Annotated in this window: 14 protein-coding genes; 8 read left to right on the top strand and 6 right to left on the bottom strand. The window is 67.2% G+C overall.

Annotated elements, in window-relative coordinates:
• Window positions 1-120: 120 nt before the first annotated feature.
• Entirely contained in the window at window positions 121-1,554 is a 1,434-nt protein-coding gene (gene glnA / locus DBO33_RS27675) for a type I glutamate--ammonia ligase (RefSeq protein WP_407670630.1), read from the top strand.
• A gap of 153 nt (window positions 1,555-1,707) precedes the next feature.
• Window positions 1,708-2,763, top strand: coding sequence for a saccharopine dehydrogenase family protein (locus tag DBO33_RS27670; protein ID WP_199856777.1), 1,056 nt, complete (start codon window positions 1,708-1,710; stop codon window positions 2,761-2,763).
• Between the two features lie 3 nt (window positions 2,764-2,766).
• Here the strand turns inward: DBO33_RS27670 and DBO33_RS27665 are convergent, their stop codons facing one another.
• Window positions 2,767-3,354, bottom strand: coding sequence for a TetR/AcrR family transcriptional regulator (locus DBO33_RS27665; protein ID WP_107657691.1), 588 nt, complete (start codon window positions 3,352-3,354; stop codon window positions 2,767-2,769).
• Window positions 3,355-3,596: 242 nt separating this feature from the next.
• Here DBO33_RS27665 and DBO33_RS27660 point away from each other — a divergent pair, with 242 nt between their 5' ends.
• Window positions 3,597-5,258, top strand: coding sequence for a CocE/NonD family hydrolase (locus tag DBO33_RS27660; protein ID WP_107657690.1), 1,662 nt, complete (start codon window positions 3,597-3,599; stop codon window positions 5,256-5,258).
• 136 nt (window positions 5,259-5,394) lie between these two features.
• Entirely contained in the window at window positions 5,395-6,351 is a 957-nt protein-coding gene (locus DBO33_RS27655; RefSeq protein WP_107657689.1) for a TIGR03620 family F420-dependent LLM class oxidoreductase, read from the top strand.
• Here the strand turns inward: DBO33_RS27655 and DBO33_RS27650 are convergent.
• Both DBO33_RS27650 and DBO33_RS27645 read right to left on the bottom strand, forming a co-directional pair.
• Window positions 6,315-6,596: a DUF427 domain-containing protein gene (locus DBO33_RS27650; protein WP_107657688.1), complete on the bottom strand. Its 282-nt coding sequence runs from the start codon at window positions 6,594-6,596 to the stop codon at window positions 6,315-6,317. The two genes, DBO33_RS27655 and DBO33_RS27650, sit on opposite strands and share 37 nt — an antisense overlap.
• Before the next feature lie 26 nt (window positions 6,597-6,622).
• Entirely contained in the window at window positions 6,623-6,961 is a 339-nt protein-coding gene (locus DBO33_RS27645) for a winged helix-turn-helix transcriptional regulator (RefSeq protein WP_222594973.1), read from the bottom strand.
• Between the two features lie 65 nt (window positions 6,962-7,026).
• Here DBO33_RS27645 and DBO33_RS27640 point away from each other — a divergent pair, with 65 nt between their 5' ends.
• Window positions 7,027-7,851 (top strand): NmrA family NAD(P)-binding protein, encoded by an 825-nt coding sequence (locus tag DBO33_RS27640; RefSeq protein ID WP_107657686.1) that lies wholly within the window; start codon window positions 7,027-7,029, stop codon window positions 7,849-7,851.
• Between the two features lie 11 nt (window positions 7,852-7,862).
• Here DBO33_RS27640 and DBO33_RS27635 read toward each other — a convergent pair whose 3' ends face one another.
• Both DBO33_RS27635 and DBO33_RS27630 read right to left on the bottom strand, forming a co-directional pair.
• Window positions 7,863-9,629 (bottom strand): DUF4873 domain-containing protein, encoded by a 1,767-nt coding sequence (locus tag DBO33_RS27635; RefSeq protein ID WP_107657685.1) that lies wholly within the window; start codon window positions 9,627-9,629, stop codon window positions 7,863-7,865.
• On the bottom strand, window positions 9,626-10,525 hold the full coding sequence (locus DBO33_RS27630; protein ID WP_107657684.1) for an AurF N-oxygenase family protein: 900 nt from the start codon (window positions 10,523-10,525) through the stop codon (window positions 9,626-9,628). The genes DBO33_RS27635 and DBO33_RS27630 overlap by 4 nt, the downstream gene beginning before the upstream one ends.
• 99 nt (window positions 10,526-10,624) lie before the next feature.
• Here DBO33_RS27630 and DBO33_RS27625 point away from each other — a divergent pair, with 99 nt between their 5' ends.
• Both DBO33_RS27625 and DBO33_RS27620 read left to right on the top strand, forming a co-directional pair.
• Window positions 10,625-11,335, top strand: a complete 711-nt coding sequence (locus tag DBO33_RS27625; protein WP_107657683.1) for a TetR/AcrR family transcriptional regulator — start codon at window positions 10,625-10,627, stop codon at window positions 11,333-11,335.
• Between the two features lie 97 nt (window positions 11,336-11,432).
• The gene (locus DBO33_RS27620; protein ID WP_159080569.1) at window positions 11,433-12,188 is read left to right on the top strand and encodes a DUF6882 domain-containing protein; all 756 of its coding nucleotides are present in this window, start codon (window positions 11,433-11,435) and stop codon (window positions 12,186-12,188) included.
• Window positions 12,189-12,241: 53 nt separating this feature from the next.
• On the opposite strand, the gene DBO33_RS27615 is transcribed toward DBO33_RS27620, so the two are convergent.
• Window positions 12,242-13,456: a DUF418 domain-containing protein gene (locus DBO33_RS27615; protein WP_107657681.1), complete on the bottom strand. Its 1,215-nt coding sequence runs from the start codon at window positions 13,454-13,456 to the stop codon at window positions 12,242-12,244.
• Between the two features lie 145 nt (window positions 13,457-13,601).
• Between DBO33_RS27615 and dop the strand changes: the two genes are divergently transcribed.
• Window positions 13,602-15,101 (top strand): depupylase/deamidase Dop, encoded by a 1,500-nt coding sequence (gene dop, locus DBO33_RS27610; protein WP_107657680.1) that lies wholly within the window; start codon window positions 13,602-13,604, stop codon window positions 15,099-15,101.
• The last annotated feature ends 146 nt before the right edge of the window (window positions 15,102-15,247 follow it).

Here is a 15,247-nt window from a genome sequence, read left to right as displayed (position 1 = left end):
AGTGCGGCGTCGTATGGTGGATTCGGCGAGCCGGACCTGCCGCGACCTCTCGAGCGCGAACGATGGAATGGGCCCGCCTCGCCGATCCGCGGATGCCGCGCGTGCGAGGAGTGAGTCGTGATGAAGCCGACTACCGAGGGAGTACTGGAGTACATCTGCGCGGAGGAAGTCGCTTATGTCGACATCCGATTCTGCGATGTACCCGGTGTGCAGCAGCACTTCTCGATCCCGGCCGTCGCTTTCGGCGAGGACCTGGTGGAGAACGGGATCGCGTTCGACGGCTCGTCGGTGCGCGGTTTCCAGTCCATCCACGAGTCCGACATGTTGCTGTTCCCGGATCTGCGGACCGCCCGGCTCGATCCGTTCCGCGCGGCGAAAACGTTGAACATGAACTGCTTCGTGCACGACCCGCACACCCGCGAGGCCTACAGTCGCGACCCGCGCAATGTCGCGCGCAAGGCCGAGGAGTATCTGCGCAGCACCGGGATCGCCGACACCGCGTACTTCGGCCCGGAGGCCGAGTTCTACATCTTCGACGCCGTCCGCTACGAAACGACCATGAACGGGGCCTTCTACGAGGTGGATTCGGGGTCGGCGAGCTGGAACACCGGCATGAAGTACAACCCCGACGGCACGCTCAACCGCGGCTACAAGGTGCGCCCCAAGGGGGGCTACTTCCCGGTCGCGCCCTACGACGCCGAGGTCGACCTGCGCGATCGCATGTGCAGCAATTTGCAGAACGCGGGCTTCGAGTTGGAGAAGGGGCACCACGAGGTCGGCACCGCGGGCCAAGCCGAGATCAACTACAAGTTCAACACTTTGCTCGCCGCCGCCGACGATCTGCAGCTGTACAAATACATCATCAAGAACACCGCGTGGGCCGAGGGCAAGACCGTCACCTTCATGCCGAAGCCGCTCTTCGGCGACAACGGTTCCGGCATGCACGTGCACCAATCCCTGTGGCAGAACGGCGATCCGCTGTTCTACGACGAAGTCGGTTACGCCGGACTCTCCGATCTGGCGCGCCACTACATCGGCGGACTGCTGCGGCACGCGCCCTCACTGCTCGCCTTCACCAATCCCACGGTGAACTCCTACAAGCGGCTCGTCCCCGGCTACGAAGCGCCCGTCAACCTCGTCTACAGCCAGCGCAATCGTTCTGCCGCAGTACGCATTCCGGTCACCGGAGCCAGTGCGAAGGCCAAGCGGCTCGAGTTCCGCTGCCCCGACTCCTCCGGCAACCCCTACCTCTCCTTCGCCGCCATGCTGATGGCCGGCCTCGACGGCATCCGCCGCAAGATCGAGCCCGCCGCCCCCATCGACAAGGACCTCTACGAACTGAGCCCCGAGGAATCCGCCGAGGTAACCCAGACCCCACCCAGCCTCGCCAGCGTCATCGACCGTCTAGAGGCCGACCACGACTACCTCACCGAAGGCAACGTCTTCACCGACGACCTCCTCGAAACCTGGATCCGCCTCAAGCGCGACACCGAAATAGCCGAGATCAACGTCCGCCCACACCCTTTCGAGTTCGACCTGTACTTCGACGTGTGAGTCGCTGGAGACCCAGCGATGCCGGCGGCAGCCGCGACGGCGTCGTTGCCGTGGCCAATGTCTCTTCTTCTCGTGCGGCCAACCTGTACCTACAAAAGGTAGGTTACATAATGTAGGTTCGAGGTTGGTTGCCGAGAGGAAAGAGGAAAACGAATGGTGGAACGGCCGAAATCGGTACTGATGCTGGGCGGCTCGGGTGTCGCGGGTGCGGGGGCCGCGCGGTTCCTGCGGCAGTGGCATCCGTCGCTGCCGCTGACCATCGCCGGTCGCGACCTCGGTCGCGCGCAGCGTCTCGCCGACGAGCTCGGAGGTGCGCGAGCGGTCACCGTGGATCTGGCACGCGAGGATCTGGGATCGGCCGAGGGTGCCGAGTACTCGGCGGTCGTGGCGACGGTGTGGGACAACCGGTTGAACGGGTTGGGCTACGCCCAGCGCCACGGACTGCCGTATCTGAGCATCTCGAGTGGTCTGGTGGATCTCGGTCCGGAGATCGTCGCGAGCGCGCAACGCTCGAATGCGGTGCCGATCCTGGTCGGCAGTCACTGGTTCGCAGGTCTGTTGGTGCTGGCCACCCTGGAGCTGGCACGCGAGTTCGAGCAGGTCGACGGGATCCGGATCGGGGCGTTGATCGACGACCAGGATCTCGGTGGGCCCGCGGGCCTGGCGGAGCTGGAACGCTGGTCGGCCCTGCCTGCCGCGGGATTCGTCCGTCGCGACGGCGTATTCAGCTGGATCGGTGGTGCCGCCTCTCAGGCGAGTGTGGCCAGCGTCGACGGCACCGTCATGCCGGGGTTCGCGATGGCCTACCCGGACGTGCCGAGTTTGGCGCTGGCCACGGGGGCCGAGAACGTCCGTTTCGATCTGGCCTTCGGCGCGTCCGCGAGCCGACGCCACGGTGACGCACCGTCGATGGAGATCCGAATCGACCTCGACGGAATCGACGAGGAGGGAAAGCCGTATCGTCGCGGCTACTACGTCGTGCACCCGAAAGGGCAGGGCCCGTTGACTTCTCTGGGTGTCGCTCTCGGGGTCGAACGACTGCTCGGCCTGCGCGACGAAGCCCCGGCCAGGCCGGGCATCCATACCCCCGAGTCGCTGCTGGCTCCGGCGTACGCGGTGGGCCGCATGCTGGAGATGGGCACGATCTTCCGCGACGCGGCCACGGGGGATCCGGTCGAGGCAATGTTCGCGGCGAACGCCGGGAAGTAGTGGCTAGCGGGTGGTGGGGTCGATACCGGCGAGGATCAGCGCGGCCAACGCGTCGGTGGCGTCGGTGATGCTGGTGCGTCCCCGGCTCAGTTCCGCGCCGAGGGTGTCTGCCGCCCCCATCACCCCGAAGCACCGCAGCCGCAACGCTTTCGCGTCCAGGCGCGAGTGCGGCCCGAACGCGGCGATCATCATGTCCGCGTAGCAGTCGCACAGCTCGAGCTCGACCGGCGCCAATTCCGGGCTGCCGCGCAGCGCGGCGGCCACGGCGGTCCACTCCGGCACCTCGGTCAGGCAGGTGAAGTAGGCGGTGCTCGTCGCCCGGGCCAGCTCCGCGGGATCTGCGGCGGCCTCGGCCAGCGCGCGGGTGGTGACCTCGCGCAGCCGGTCGGCGAGCCGGCGATAGAGCGCGAGCAGCAATCCGGGTCGGGTGCCGAAGTGGTCGTAGACGACCGGGCGGCTGACGCTGGCGGCCTCGGCGAGGGTGACCAGGGTGAGATTGTCGGTGCCCTGGTCGCGCACCAGCGACAGCGCGGCGTCGAGCAGTTGCTCGCGCCGGGCCTGCCGTGGCAGTCGGGTCGATGTCGTCGGCAAATGTGCTCCCTTGCGGTCTGTTCCACAGTACGCTACAAACTGTAGGTTACATTTTGTAGGTCAACGGGGATCTCGAGAGGAAATCAGATGGAACACTCGAAATCGTTGCTGCTTCCACGCGGTTCGAGTCAAACACACGTGGGCTCGGCTCCTGCACTTTGCGTGCGCGGCACCGGCGTCGGCATCAGTTCCGGCAGATTCGTGACCGTGACCGGGTCCAGGGCCGAGGCTGGAGCCGGGGCATGAGCGCCGATTGGCGATATGCCCGTGCCGCAGCGTTCGGTCGCGTGGTCGACGCCTGGCTGAAAGTTCCCCCCGCGACGATCGCTGTCCCACAGGAGACGAGAGATATACCCATCCCCCTGCCGGACGGGGTCGAGTTGCTGGCCGACCGCCTCCGCCCGCCGGGCGAGTCGCCGCTGCCGGTGGTGCTGATCCGCAGCCCTTACGGTCGGCGCGGCGTGTTCATGGCGCTGTTCGGACCGGTGTTCGCCCGCCGCGGGCTGCAGGTGGTAACGGTGAGCTCGCGCGGCACCTTCGGTTCCGGCGGCACGTTCCGGCCCTTCGACGACGAGAAGGACGACGGGCTGGCGGTCGTCGCCTGGCTGCGGGCGCAGCCGTGGTGCGACGGGCGGATCGCGACCGCCGGTGCCAGCTATCTCGGCCACACCCAGTGGGCGGTGGCCCCCTATCTGGACGAGCCGCTCGAAGCGATGTGCGTCGGCGTCGGTGCTTCGGAGTACGTGAGCTCGATGTATCCCGGTGGTGCGTTCGCACTGGACAACGCGCTGTCCTGGTCGGTGTTGATCGGCGTGCAGGAGCAGGAACTCGGTGGGATGCAACAGGTGAAGCCTGGGTTCGGCTTCCAACGCCGCACTCGAAAGGCGATGCGCGGCTTGCCGATCGGCGACGCCGGTGTGGGCGCGCTCGGCCGGCCGTCGCCGTTCTACACCGACCTGTCGAGCAATGTCGAGACCATCGAGCGCTGGGATCCGATCGACCACAGCGCGGGTGCGGACACCGTGCCCACTCCGGTCACCATCACGACCGGCTGGTACGACCTGTTCGTATCGTCGGCCCTGCGCGATTTCGCCCGGTTGCAAGCCGCCGGACAGACGGCGCGCATCACCATCGGCCCGTGGGGTCACGGCGAACCTGGCAGTTATCCGACCATGGTCGCCGACCAACTGTCGTGGCTGCGCGCGCATCTGCTCGGCGACCGCGCCGAACTGCAACGACCCCCGGTGCGGTTGTTCTTACAGCAGGCAGGCAAATGGCTCGACTTCGCGACGTGGCCACCGCCCGCCACCCCGGCTCCCATATTTCTGCAACCGGGCGGACTGCTGGGCGAGAGGCCCACCCAATCCGTCCCGGACACGTTCACCTACCACCCCGCCGACCCCACGCCCTCCATCGGCGGACTCATGCTGATCGGTAAGACACACGGGCAAAACAACCGCGAGATCGAAAAGCGCACCGACGTACTGGTATTCACCGGGGAACCGCTCGAGCGCGACCTCGACCTGATCGGTGAGCTCAACGCCACCATCTATGTGCGCACCGTTTCCGGACACGCGGATGTCTTCGTGCGCTTGTGCGACGTCGACCCGCGTGGCATCTCACGCAATGTCACCGACGGGATCCTGCGACTGCGCCCAGGCGCTCCCACCGCCGACCAGGACGGCGTAGTGGCCGCAGAAATCGAGCTGACCGCCACGGCCTACCGCTTCGGCCGCGGCCACCGACTGCGGGTACAGGTGTGCGGCGGCGCGTTCCCCCGCTTCAACCGCAACCACGGCACCGGCGAGCCTGCTGCTACAGCGACCAGCGCCGCCCCCTACGACATCGAAATATTTCACGACCCGGCTCGACCGTCGCGAGTCGTGCTCCCGGTGGTCGGCTGACCGCTCCATCCGGCCGACGGGAAATAGGTCGCACAGCGCGGAGCAGACCCACCACGTGCCAACGCGCTCGTGCCAGGAACCGGTGTTGCCGCGCAACCGTCGATCATTCGGAAACATAAGGCAGGGAAGGGTATTCATGGCGAACGATACTCGAGGGCGAGCGTTGGCGGGACGGCTGGGCAGCGTCGGAGTCTGGTCCGGTGCGCTGAACCACGTCCCGGCTCAGCGTGCACAATCCGCCGCCGAGCGGCTCGAAGCTCTCGGCTACGGCGCGCTCTGGATCTCGGAGGGCTTCGCCTCCAAAGAGGCGTTCACCCACGCCGGACTGCTACTCGCCGCGACCCGGCGCCTGGTAGTCGCCACCGGCGTGGCGAACATCTGGGCGCGCGACGCGACCGCGGCAGGCGCCGCCGCCCACACCCTGGGTGAGGCATACCCCGACCGGTTCGTCCTGGGCCTGGGCGCCAGCCACGGCCCCGAGGTCGACGTGCGCGGACACCGCTACACCAAACCGTTGACCGCTATGCGCGGCTATCTCGCCGCCCTCGACGCCGCCGGATACGACAGTCCCCGCGCGCTCCGGCCGCCCCACCGGATCCTCGGCGCGTTGCGTCCCGGCATGATGGCGCTGGCCCGCGACCACGCCAGCGGCGCCCACCCGTATTTCGTGACCCCCGAACACACCCACAAAGCCCGCGAAATCCTCGGTGACGGACCGCTTTTGGCACCTGAACAGGCGGTCCTGCTGGAAACCGATCCCGGCACCGCCCGCGCCGTAGCCCGTCGGCACTACCTTGCGCAGACGATCACCAGGCCGAACTACATCAACCACTTGGCGGAATTGGGGTACGGCGAGGACGACCTGCTCGGTGGCGGCAGCGACCGGCTGGTGGACGCGCTCGTGGCATGGGGCGATCACGACGCGATCCGGCGGCGCGTCCGCGAGCATTTCGACGCGGGCGCCGACCACGTCGCGATCCAGCCGATCACGCTCGCGGCGCACGACCTCGGGCTGGATCAGCTCGAGGAACTCGCGCCTGCTCTGCTGTGCGACTCTCAGGCGACGTCGACGCCGCGCCAGAAGGCGACGTAGTCCTTGATCTGGGCTGCTTCCGGCTTGGGGTCGGGGTAGTACCAGGCCGCGTCTTCGTTGGTTTCGCCGTCGACGACCACGGTGTAGTAGCTGGCGGTGCCCTTCCATGGGCAGAACGTGTGGGACTGCGATGGTTGGAAGAACTCGGTGTGCACGGAGTCCGGTGGGAAGTAGTGGTTGCCTTCGACGATGACCGTGTCGTCGCTGCTCGCGAGGACGCGACCCTGCCAGGTTGCCGTTGCCATGGTTCGATTCTGCCCGAATCGTGGGGTCAGATGGTGACGTCGGGTTCGGCGGCCCAGTCGGCGACCGAGTCGAGGATGTTGCCGAGGCGGTGGCCGCTGGGGGTGAGGGTGTATTCGACGCGTGGCGGCTTGTCGGGGTAGACGGTGCGGGTGAGCAGGCCGTGGCGTTCGAGGACGTGCAGGCGGTCGGCCAGGGTTTTCGGGCTGATGCCGGGGAGGGCGCGTTGCAGTTCGCCGTAGCGGTGGGTGCCTGCGTGCAAGTGGTAGATGACCAGGGGTGTCCACCGGCTGCCCACGAGCGTGAGGGTGCGGGTGACCGGGCACTGTTCGGGCGTCATCGGTGCCTCTACCTGGATACTTTCCATTCAAATAGTATATGCGAGAAATGTGCGTACTTCCGTAAAGGAAGTATCACGCGCAGACTCGGGGCATGACAACCAAGACGATTGCAGTGCACGGCGCCACCGGGGCGCAGGGAGCGGCGATAAGCGGCAGGCTGGCCGCGGCAGGTTGGGTGGTTCGGCCACTCAACTCCCGCAATGCCGACCTGTCCGATATCGACTCGCTGGTCTCGGCGTACACCGGGGCGGACGCAGTCCTCGTACAACTGCCCCTGCTGTTCGAACCGGTCGTCGTGCGGTACGCCGAGACCATCCTCGCCGCGCTGACTAAAGCCGGGATCGAGCGGGCAGTGTTCAATCCGGCGACGGGGTTACCGCCGGAGCCGATCGGGGTGCCCTTCATCGACGCGCGAGTGCACCTCATGCGGGAACTGCCTGGTGCGGTGGCGTACGGGGCAACGACCGGTCCCGCCGGTCGTTATCTGGAAAATCTGTTGCAGCCGTGGTCGATTCGGCGCATCACGCAGGACGGCGAGGTGGCCTATCCACTACCGGCGGGCGTCCCTGATGAGTGGGTATCGCTCGATGACATCGGCGACCGCATCGCCGAGTCACTGGCCGGCGGGACGGAATCCGGGGTCACCCTGGCGACCGGCCCAGCGGCGGTCACCGGTGACGACCTCGCGGCCGCAGTCGGTACGGCAGTCGGACGTCCGGTGCGCTGGGTGCAGATACCGCCCGCCGAATACGGACGGCTGATGGCTCCGGTCATCGGCGAAACCGCGGCCGAAGCCGTCGCGGGCATCTACGAGCAGGCTGCCGCGGCACCGCCGCCTCCGCTACCCGCCGAACTGGTGTGGCGGACGACGACTACTCCCGCACAGTGGGCCGCGCGGCAGAATTGGACGGCATAGTCCCTTCCGGCTCAATGGATTTCGGCAGGCTCCAGCGCGAACGGTGGGTCACCGACGCCGACGATGCGCAGGTTGCCCCACGGGGCGCGCTCCTGTAGTCGCCCCGCGGTGGGGAAGCGGCCGGGAAGAGTCAGGAATACCTCGGCGCGGCCAGGATCGGGCAGGTCGGCCCCGTCGGCGGCCCGGATGCGTCCGTACCAGTGATATCGGCCATCGATCGGGTCGGCGTGCCCGCTGAGCGTCACCGTCACCGGCAGTAGCGAACCGGGGGAGTCGAGCGTGGCGGGACCCGAATACTCGTGTGCCGGTTCGCGATCCGCCGCCACGGTGAGGTCGTAGTGGCCGGGGTCCGGGTGCCGCATGGTGCGCCAGTAGGACACGCTGGAGCCCGGCCAGGCGGCCCGGTTGACGCCGTGCTCGTCGAGATACCAGCTCTGGCAGCCGCCGGAATTCCACACGGTCCCAGCCAGTTTCGCCTGGGTCCGGCGATTGAACTCGTGCTGGGTCGCCGCCCGCACCTCCATCCGGGTCGTCGAGGTCTTGCGCTGCAACTCGACGCACTGCCGGATGTAGCGGGCCTGCGCCTCGATCATGAAGACGATCGATTGGTGCCCGCCGCCGGAGTTCGGGCCGACGATGAGGAACAGGTTGGGGAATCCGTTGACCGCCACACCGAGGAATCCCTCCACCCCGTCGCGCCAAGCATGTTGCAGGGTAAGGCCGTTGGCGCCGACGATGTGCTGGTCGGCGAACCGGTCGGAGATCTTGAAGCCGGTGCCGTAGATGATCGCGTCGAAGGGCTGCTCGGCACCGTCGACGGTGGCTATACCGGACTCGGTGATGCTCGCGATGGGCGTGCTCTCCAGCTCGACGTTGTCCCGCTGCAACGCGGGATAGAAGTTGTTGGACACCAGAATTCGTTTACAGCCCAGCCGGTAGTCCGGCGTGAGCCGAGCACGCAGCTCCGGATCGCGGACTTGGCGGTGCAGGTGGCCGCGGGCGACGGTTTCCACCCGGCGCATCAGCTCCGGGTTCATGAACGCGGGAATCAGCGACTCGTAGCCCCAGTAGATCGCCCAGCGGTAGAGCCGTTGGGCGCCGGGCAGATACCGGAACACCCGGTGTTCCACGGGGGAGAGCGGGCGGTCCGGTTTCGGCACGATCCAGTGCGGGGTACGCTGGAACACCGTCACATGCCCAGCCTCTTTGGCGATCTGCGGCACGAACTGCACCGCGCTGGCACCGGTGCCGATCACCGCGACCCGCTTGCCGCTGAGGTCGAAGTCGTGGTCCCACTCGGCGGAGTGGAAACTCTTGCCGCGGAAGGTGTCCCGGCCGGGAAAGTCCGGCACCGACGGTTCGTGCAGCGGGCCGGGCGCCATCAGGACCACTCGCGGATGAAAATGCCGCCCCTCCGCCAGACCGACGTCCCAGCGATCGGCCGCGTCGTCGAAGTCGAGGGTCACCACCTCGGCGTGCAGGCGCAGGTGCCTGCGCAGGTCGTACTTGTCGACGGTACGGCGCAGATAGTCCAGGATCTCCGGCTGACGAGCAAACATGCGCGTCCACCGCTTGTTCGGCTCGAAGGAGTACGAATACATCAGCGACATCACATCGCAACCCGCACCGGGATAGGTGTTCTCCCGCCAGGTGCCGCCGATCTCGCCGGCCTTCTCCAGCACGACGAAATCGTCGATGCCCGCCTTGCGCAACTCGATGGCCATGCCGATACCGCCGAAACCGGCACCGACGATGACGATTTCGGGGTTCTCGATCATGCGAGCAGCCCCTGTCGCCGCCAGATCCACTCGCCGATCGGCCCGATGAGGCCCTGCTTCTGCAGGAAGACACCGAGATTCGCGGCGCCGATGCCGAGCGCCTTCTTGGCGTCCGGATTCTTGGTGGCGATGCGCCGGGCCGCGCGCCCGTCCAAACCGGCGCGGGTGTACATATGCCGGTTGGTCAAGAGATAGACGAACAGTGGTGCGGCGATCGCGACACACAGTCTGGTGTAAGCGAGTTCGGCGCGCGACATGGTCGGCACCATGCGGGCCAGTGCGTCCCTGGCGAAGCCGATGTGGCGCGCCTCCTCGGTGACGTGGATGCGCATCGCACGAGACACCAAGGGCTGCAACTCCGGATCGTCGAGGGTGCGCCGCTGGATCGCGTCGAAGATCTCCTCGCCGACCAGCGCGCCGACCCAGGTCATCGAGCCGCGCAGGAACAGCGGCAGCACGCCGATCACCAGTCTGCCCGCGCGCCGCGGCCAGTACGGGCGGGCCTCGATGCGGTCGATGAGCTTGCCGAACATCATCATGTGCCTGCACTCGTCACCCATCTCGACGAGGGTGTAATGCGAATGCCTGCTGGTCGGGTCGTCGGCGAGTAACTCGCGCAACAGCAGCCGGTTGAGCAGGTTCTCGAACCAGATGCCGACCGAGAGCACGTTCGCCAGTTCCTGGCGGGACAGTTCGCGCTGTTGCTGCGGCGTCATCGACTCCCACAGCTCGGTGCCGTACAGCGAGACGACCGCCGCCGGGAGGAAGAGTTTGTCCGGATCGAGCGGCGCGTCCCAGTCCATGTCGACCACCGGGTCGTAGGACTTCTTGACCGAGCCGGCCAGTAGGCGCTGCGCGAAGGACTCTTGGGGGATCAGTGCGGCTTCGTTGCCCATGACTGCTCTCCAACATGTCGACTAACCGATACAAGCTGTCACACTCAGATTAGTGAGACACTCTGTCGCAGTCAACCGCCGGGCGGGTATCGTGATTCTGTGACCACGACCAGCGGAAACCTCGAGCCTCCCGTCTCCGACGGGCGCGCGACCCGCTGGAACGGGCACAAGGCCCAGCGCCGCGCCGACGTGATCGACGCCGCGATCACCGTCATCGAGGAGCACGGTGTCGAGGTGTCGGTGCAGCAGATCGCCGACCGCCTGAACCTGCCCCGCCCGGTCGTCTACCGGCATTTCGACGGCCGCACCGATCTGGACGAGCAGATCCGCCGCCAGATCCTGGAATCGCTACTGGCGCAGATCATGCCGAAGCTGCACCCCGACGGCACCGTGCGCGATGCCGTCCGCGGCGCCGTCGGCACCTACGTGCGCTGGGTCGAACGCCACCCGAACCTGCACCGCTTCATCGGCGGCGCGGCGCCGCAGGGTGATTCGTCGCTGGCCGGGGCGAAGGACCGGATCGGCGGCCGGCTGGCCGACCTGTTCGCCCTTTGGCTGTCCCGCTTCGGCATCGACCCGGGGCGCGCGCGTCCGATGGCCTTCGGCATCATCGGTTTCGTCGACGGCGTGGTGAACAGCTGGCGCGCCGACCCGAACAGCACCCTCGCCTCCGATCAGGTCGAGGGCATCCTCACCGAATCCGTACTCGCGCTCTTCGAGGGCAACGCGCGCAGCCTCGGCGTGCCACTGGAACGCGACGTGGTCGTCGGCGATCTGCTGGCCCGCCCGGAAGCGTTGCGCGCCGAGTAATTCCGGGCCCAGCGATCGCGGGCGATGCATTTCGACACGAAACCAGCGCCGGGCGAGGATGCCTACGACGCGGCGTGCGTTGACTACGCTCATGCCGGTGTCCGAACCTGTGCCCCTGACGAGGCTGCTCGACGACGCGGGATTGCTGTCGCTCGAGCATCGCCTACATGTCGAGGAACTGCTCGGTCCGCACCGGTGGCAGGCCGATATGGAGGAGCGGCGGCTCGAATTCATCGGCGAAGACCAGACATTCGAGTGCACGAATTTTCACCTGCTCGGCACCGCCGACGCCGAGACGTGGCTGTGGGCCTGGGCTAATCCATGGGGTTTCGCGCCGCCGCTGATCGCGGTCGCGCGCATGGTGCGCGAGTTCGGTTTCCGCTACGGCGTCGCCGAATTGTGTGCCGCGGAAATGCCGGTCGCGCTCGGCCGCGCCACGCCCGAGCCACACCAGGTGGCGACCCTGCTGCTGGACGCCGCGAAAGTGATTTCCGGGCATTGGAGTTCGTACTGCGGGGTCACCGACGGCACCTGCGTGGCGTTTCTGGTGGAGCACCCGGCGTTCGAGTTACCGCCGCCGAGCGCGGCGGGCCTCGCGCGCGTACTCGCCCACGGCTTCAACGCATTGCCGCTGGTCGACCATCGGCGGGCCACCCAGAGCTACCTGAGCAGGCGGGGACTGGTCACCGGATTCCTCGAGGACAATCGACTGCTCGAATTCAGCGGCGCCGGTATGGCAGGGACCATCGAATTCGACGACGCGGGGCTCGTCGCGAACCTCGACGTCGGGGTGGTCATCGACCACATCGAGTTGCCGTCGGCACCGAAAGCCCAGTCCGCCAACTCATTGTGAGGGCGTCCGGCCCACGTAGCTCCGCGGGCCGGACGTCTCCCCTCCTGATTCAGTCAGGCTTTTCCGCCGGTCAGCAACTGGAAGCTGTGGTGCCAAGCCCATTCGACCGGCCCGCGCTCGAACCGGCGCAACCACAGATGCGCACCGGCCACGATGATCAGCGAAACCAGCAGGTAGACGCCCACGGTGAACGGCACTCGCGCGTCGCCGGAGACGCGGGCCGCGAGGCCGAAACCCCAGCCGTAGCAGAGGATCGACGCCACCAGGTTCTGCAGGATGTAGCAGCTGAGCGCGGTACGGCCGACCTCGGTGAGCCGCCTGCCCACGAATCCGACGTCTGGCTTGCGCAGATAGAAGTGCGCCACCAGCGCGAGGATGCCGAGCGATACGAAAGGCGCGGTGCCGTAGCGAGTGAACAGGAACAGGTCACCGCCGCCCGCCACGCCGGCGACCAGGTCGATCGGCGCCGCGACACCGAAACCGATGATCAGCAACCGTTTACGCAGCGCCGCGCCCTCCGGCCGGAACACCCCGGCCCGAAACAGCCGGGCGCCCACCAGGAACAGCGCGATCGACATGGCGAATACGAACACCGTCTCCACCCGGAACTCGCCCGCGTGCTGCACCCGGAACACCACCAGATCCCAGAACGACCCGTCGGCATAAGGATTCGGGTCCAGCGGCCGGCGCGGCTCGGCGTCCTGCTCCGGTGCGAACGCTATCGCCAGGGCGAGCAAGGTGAGCATGCCGACGTGAATACTCGCCGCGATGATCAGCCAACGCCGTTGCGCGCGTTCACTTGTCGCGAGGACATAGGCGACGACCAAACCGGTGATCGCGTATCCCATCAACACATCGAATTCCGCGATGAACAGGAAGTTCAGCAGACCGTCCAGGAGCAGCAGTCCCGCGCGCACCGGATACTTGCCCGGCCAGCGCCGCCCGCCGCGCTGCGCCGAAGCTTGCTGAATCGCGAGCCCGATGCCGAACATGATGGTGAGCAGCCCGAGGAACTTGCCCTGGGCCAGCTGTTGCAGCACGCGTTCGGCCCAGATCCAGCCGCTCGCGGGTCCGTTCAATTGATCGACGTAGCCCATGAGCCCTTCGGGGTTCGTCATGATCCAGATGTTGGTGCCGAGGGTGCCGAGAATCGCGATACCGCGCAGCACATCCAAGGCGACCAAGCGCGAGCGCCCGGCCGGTGCCTGCGCGGCTGCCGCGCGATGCCGCCCCGCGTCGGCGTGCGGTGTGGCGAGAGATTCGGTCATGCACCGACTATCGCGCCGACCTGGGGCTGCGAGAATCCTCCGGAAGTACGACGCGCGGGATGAGATCGACCTCCACCGCCGTCGTCCCCGGCCCGGCGCAGCCTGCCGACGGACTTCGCCCGGCGGTGCCCGTTAGGCTCGACCTATGCAGCGCATCATCGGAATCGAGGTCGAGTACGGCATTTCGACCCCAACCGAGCCGTCGGCCAACCCGATCCTCACCTCCACGCAGGCCGTCCTCGCCTACGCCGCCGCCGAGGGTGTGCCGCGCGCGAAACGCACCCGCTGGGACTACGAGGTGGAGTCGCCGCTGCGCGACGCGCGTGGCTTCGACCTGAGCCGGATGAACGGACCGGCGCCCGTGATCGACGCCGACGAGGTCGGCGCGGCGAACATGATCCTCACCAACGGCGCCCGGCTCTACGTCGACCACGCCCACCCCGAGTACTCCGCACCCGAGGTCACCGATCCGCTGGACGCGGTCATCTGGGACAAGGCGGGCGAGCGAGTGATGGAGGCCGCCGCGCGGCACGCGTCGAGCGTGCCCGGCGCCCCGCGCCTGCAGCTGTACAAGAACAACGTGGACGGCAAGGGCGCCTCCTACGGCACCCACGAGAACTACCTGATGAGCCGCGACACCCCGTTCAACCAGATCATCCTCGGCCTCACCCCGTTCTTCGTGTCCCGTCAGGTGATCACCGGCTCCGGCCGGGTCGGCATCGGGCAGTCCGGCGACACCGCGGGCTTCCAGCTGTCCCAGCGCTCGGACTACATCGAGGTCGAGGTCGGCCTGGAAACCACGCTCAAGCGCGGCATCATCAACACCCGCGACGAGCCGCACGCCGACGCGGACAAGTACCGCAGGCTGCACGTCATCATCGGCGACGCCAACCTGGCCGAGATGTCCACCTACCTCAAGGTCGGCACCACCGCGCTGGTGCTCGACTTGATCGAGGCGGGCGAGGATCTCACCGATCTGCAGCTGGCCCGCCCGGTCACCGCCGTGCACACGATCAGCCACGACCCGACGCTGCGCGCCACCGTCGCGCTCGCCGACGGCCGCGAGCTCACCGGACTGGCGCTGCAGCGGGTGTACCTGGACCGCGTGATCAAGTTCATGGACCGCACCGGCAACGACGACAAGCGCGTGCAGGACATCATCGACAACTGGGCCATGGTGCTCGATCTGCTCGAGCGTGACCCGATGGAATGCGCGAGCCTGCTCGACTGGCCCGCCAAGCTGCGCCTGCTCGAGGGCATGCGCCAGCGTGAGGGACTGGGCTGGGCGGCCCCGAAGCTGCACCTGATGGATCTGCAGTACTCCGACGTGCGCCTGGACAAGGGCCTGTACAACCGCCTGGTGGCCCGCGGCTCGATGAAACGGCTCGTCACCGAGCAGCAGGTGATGGACGCGATGACCAACCCGCCCACTGACACTCGCGCCTACTTCCGCGGCGAATGCCTGCGCCGGTTCGGCGCCGACATCGCCGCGGCGAGCTGGGATTCGGTGATCTTCGACCTCGGCGGCGATTCGCTGGTCCGCATCCCCACCCTGGAGCCGCGCCGCGGCACAAAGGCGCACGTCGGCAAGCTGCTGGACGGGGTCACCTCGGCCGCCGATCTTGTGGAACAGCTCACAACCTGATCACGGGACCGCTACCGACTCGACCTACATCGGGACGGAATACGACATCGTGTCGGTTCGGCTGGGTAGTGTTGAAGAACGAGCACGGACATTTGCTCATGATCGGGGCCGTGCTCGACATTGAGCTCCGGTCATGATGAGGACAG

Source organism: Nocardia suismassiliense (assembly GCF_900269665.1).
Taxonomy (GTDB): domain Bacteria; phylum Actinomycetota; class Actinomycetes; order Mycobacteriales; family Mycobacteriaceae; genus Nocardia; species Nocardia suismassiliense.
Note: the sequence above shows the minus strand (reverse complement) of the source record. Positions and strands in the feature narration are given on the sequence as shown.

What these genes read in the sequence shown, in the direction of transcription:
- DBO33_RS27670 (WP_199856777.1), top strand. Translation starts at nt 1,708, where the DNA reads ATGGTGGAACGGCCGAAATCGGTACTGATGCTGGGCGGCTCGGGTGTC.
- DBO33_RS27615 (WP_107657681.1), bottom strand. Translation starts at nt 13,456, where the DNA reads ATGACCGAATCTCTCGCCACACCGCACGCCGACGCGGGGCGGCATCGC.
- dop (WP_107657680.1), top strand. Translation starts at nt 13,602, where the DNA reads ATGCAGCGCATCATCGGAATCGAGGTCGAGTACGGCATTTCGACCCCA.
- glnA (WP_407670630.1), top strand. Translation starts at nt 121, where the DNA reads ATGAAGCCGACTACCGAGGGAGTACTGGAGTACATCTGCGCGGAGGAA.
- DBO33_RS27640 (WP_107657686.1), top strand. Translation starts at nt 7,027, where the DNA reads ATGACAACCAAGACGATTGCAGTGCACGGCGCCACCGGGGCGCAGGGA.
- DBO33_RS27645 (WP_222594973.1), bottom strand. Translation starts at nt 6,961, where the DNA reads ATGGAAAGTATCCAGGTAGAGGCACCGATGACGCCCGAACAGTGCCCG.
- DBO33_RS27635 (WP_107657685.1), bottom strand. Translation starts at nt 9,629, where the DNA reads ATGATCGAGAACCCCGAAATCGTCATCGTCGGTGCCGGTTTCGGCGGT.
- DBO33_RS27660 (WP_107657690.1), top strand. Translation starts at nt 3,597, where the DNA reads ATGAGCGCCGATTGGCGATATGCCCGTGCCGCAGCGTTCGGTCGCGTG.
- DBO33_RS27650 (WP_107657688.1), bottom strand. Translation starts at nt 6,596, where the DNA reads ATGGCAACGGCAACCTGGCAGGGTCGCGTCCTCGCGAGCAGCGACGAC.
- DBO33_RS27655 (WP_107657689.1), top strand. Translation starts at nt 5,395, where the DNA reads ATGGCGAACGATACTCGAGGGCGAGCGTTGGCGGGACGGCTGGGCAGC.
- DBO33_RS27630 (WP_107657684.1), bottom strand. Translation starts at nt 10,525, where the DNA reads ATGGGCAACGAAGCCGCACTGATCCCCCAAGAGTCCTTCGCGCAGCGC.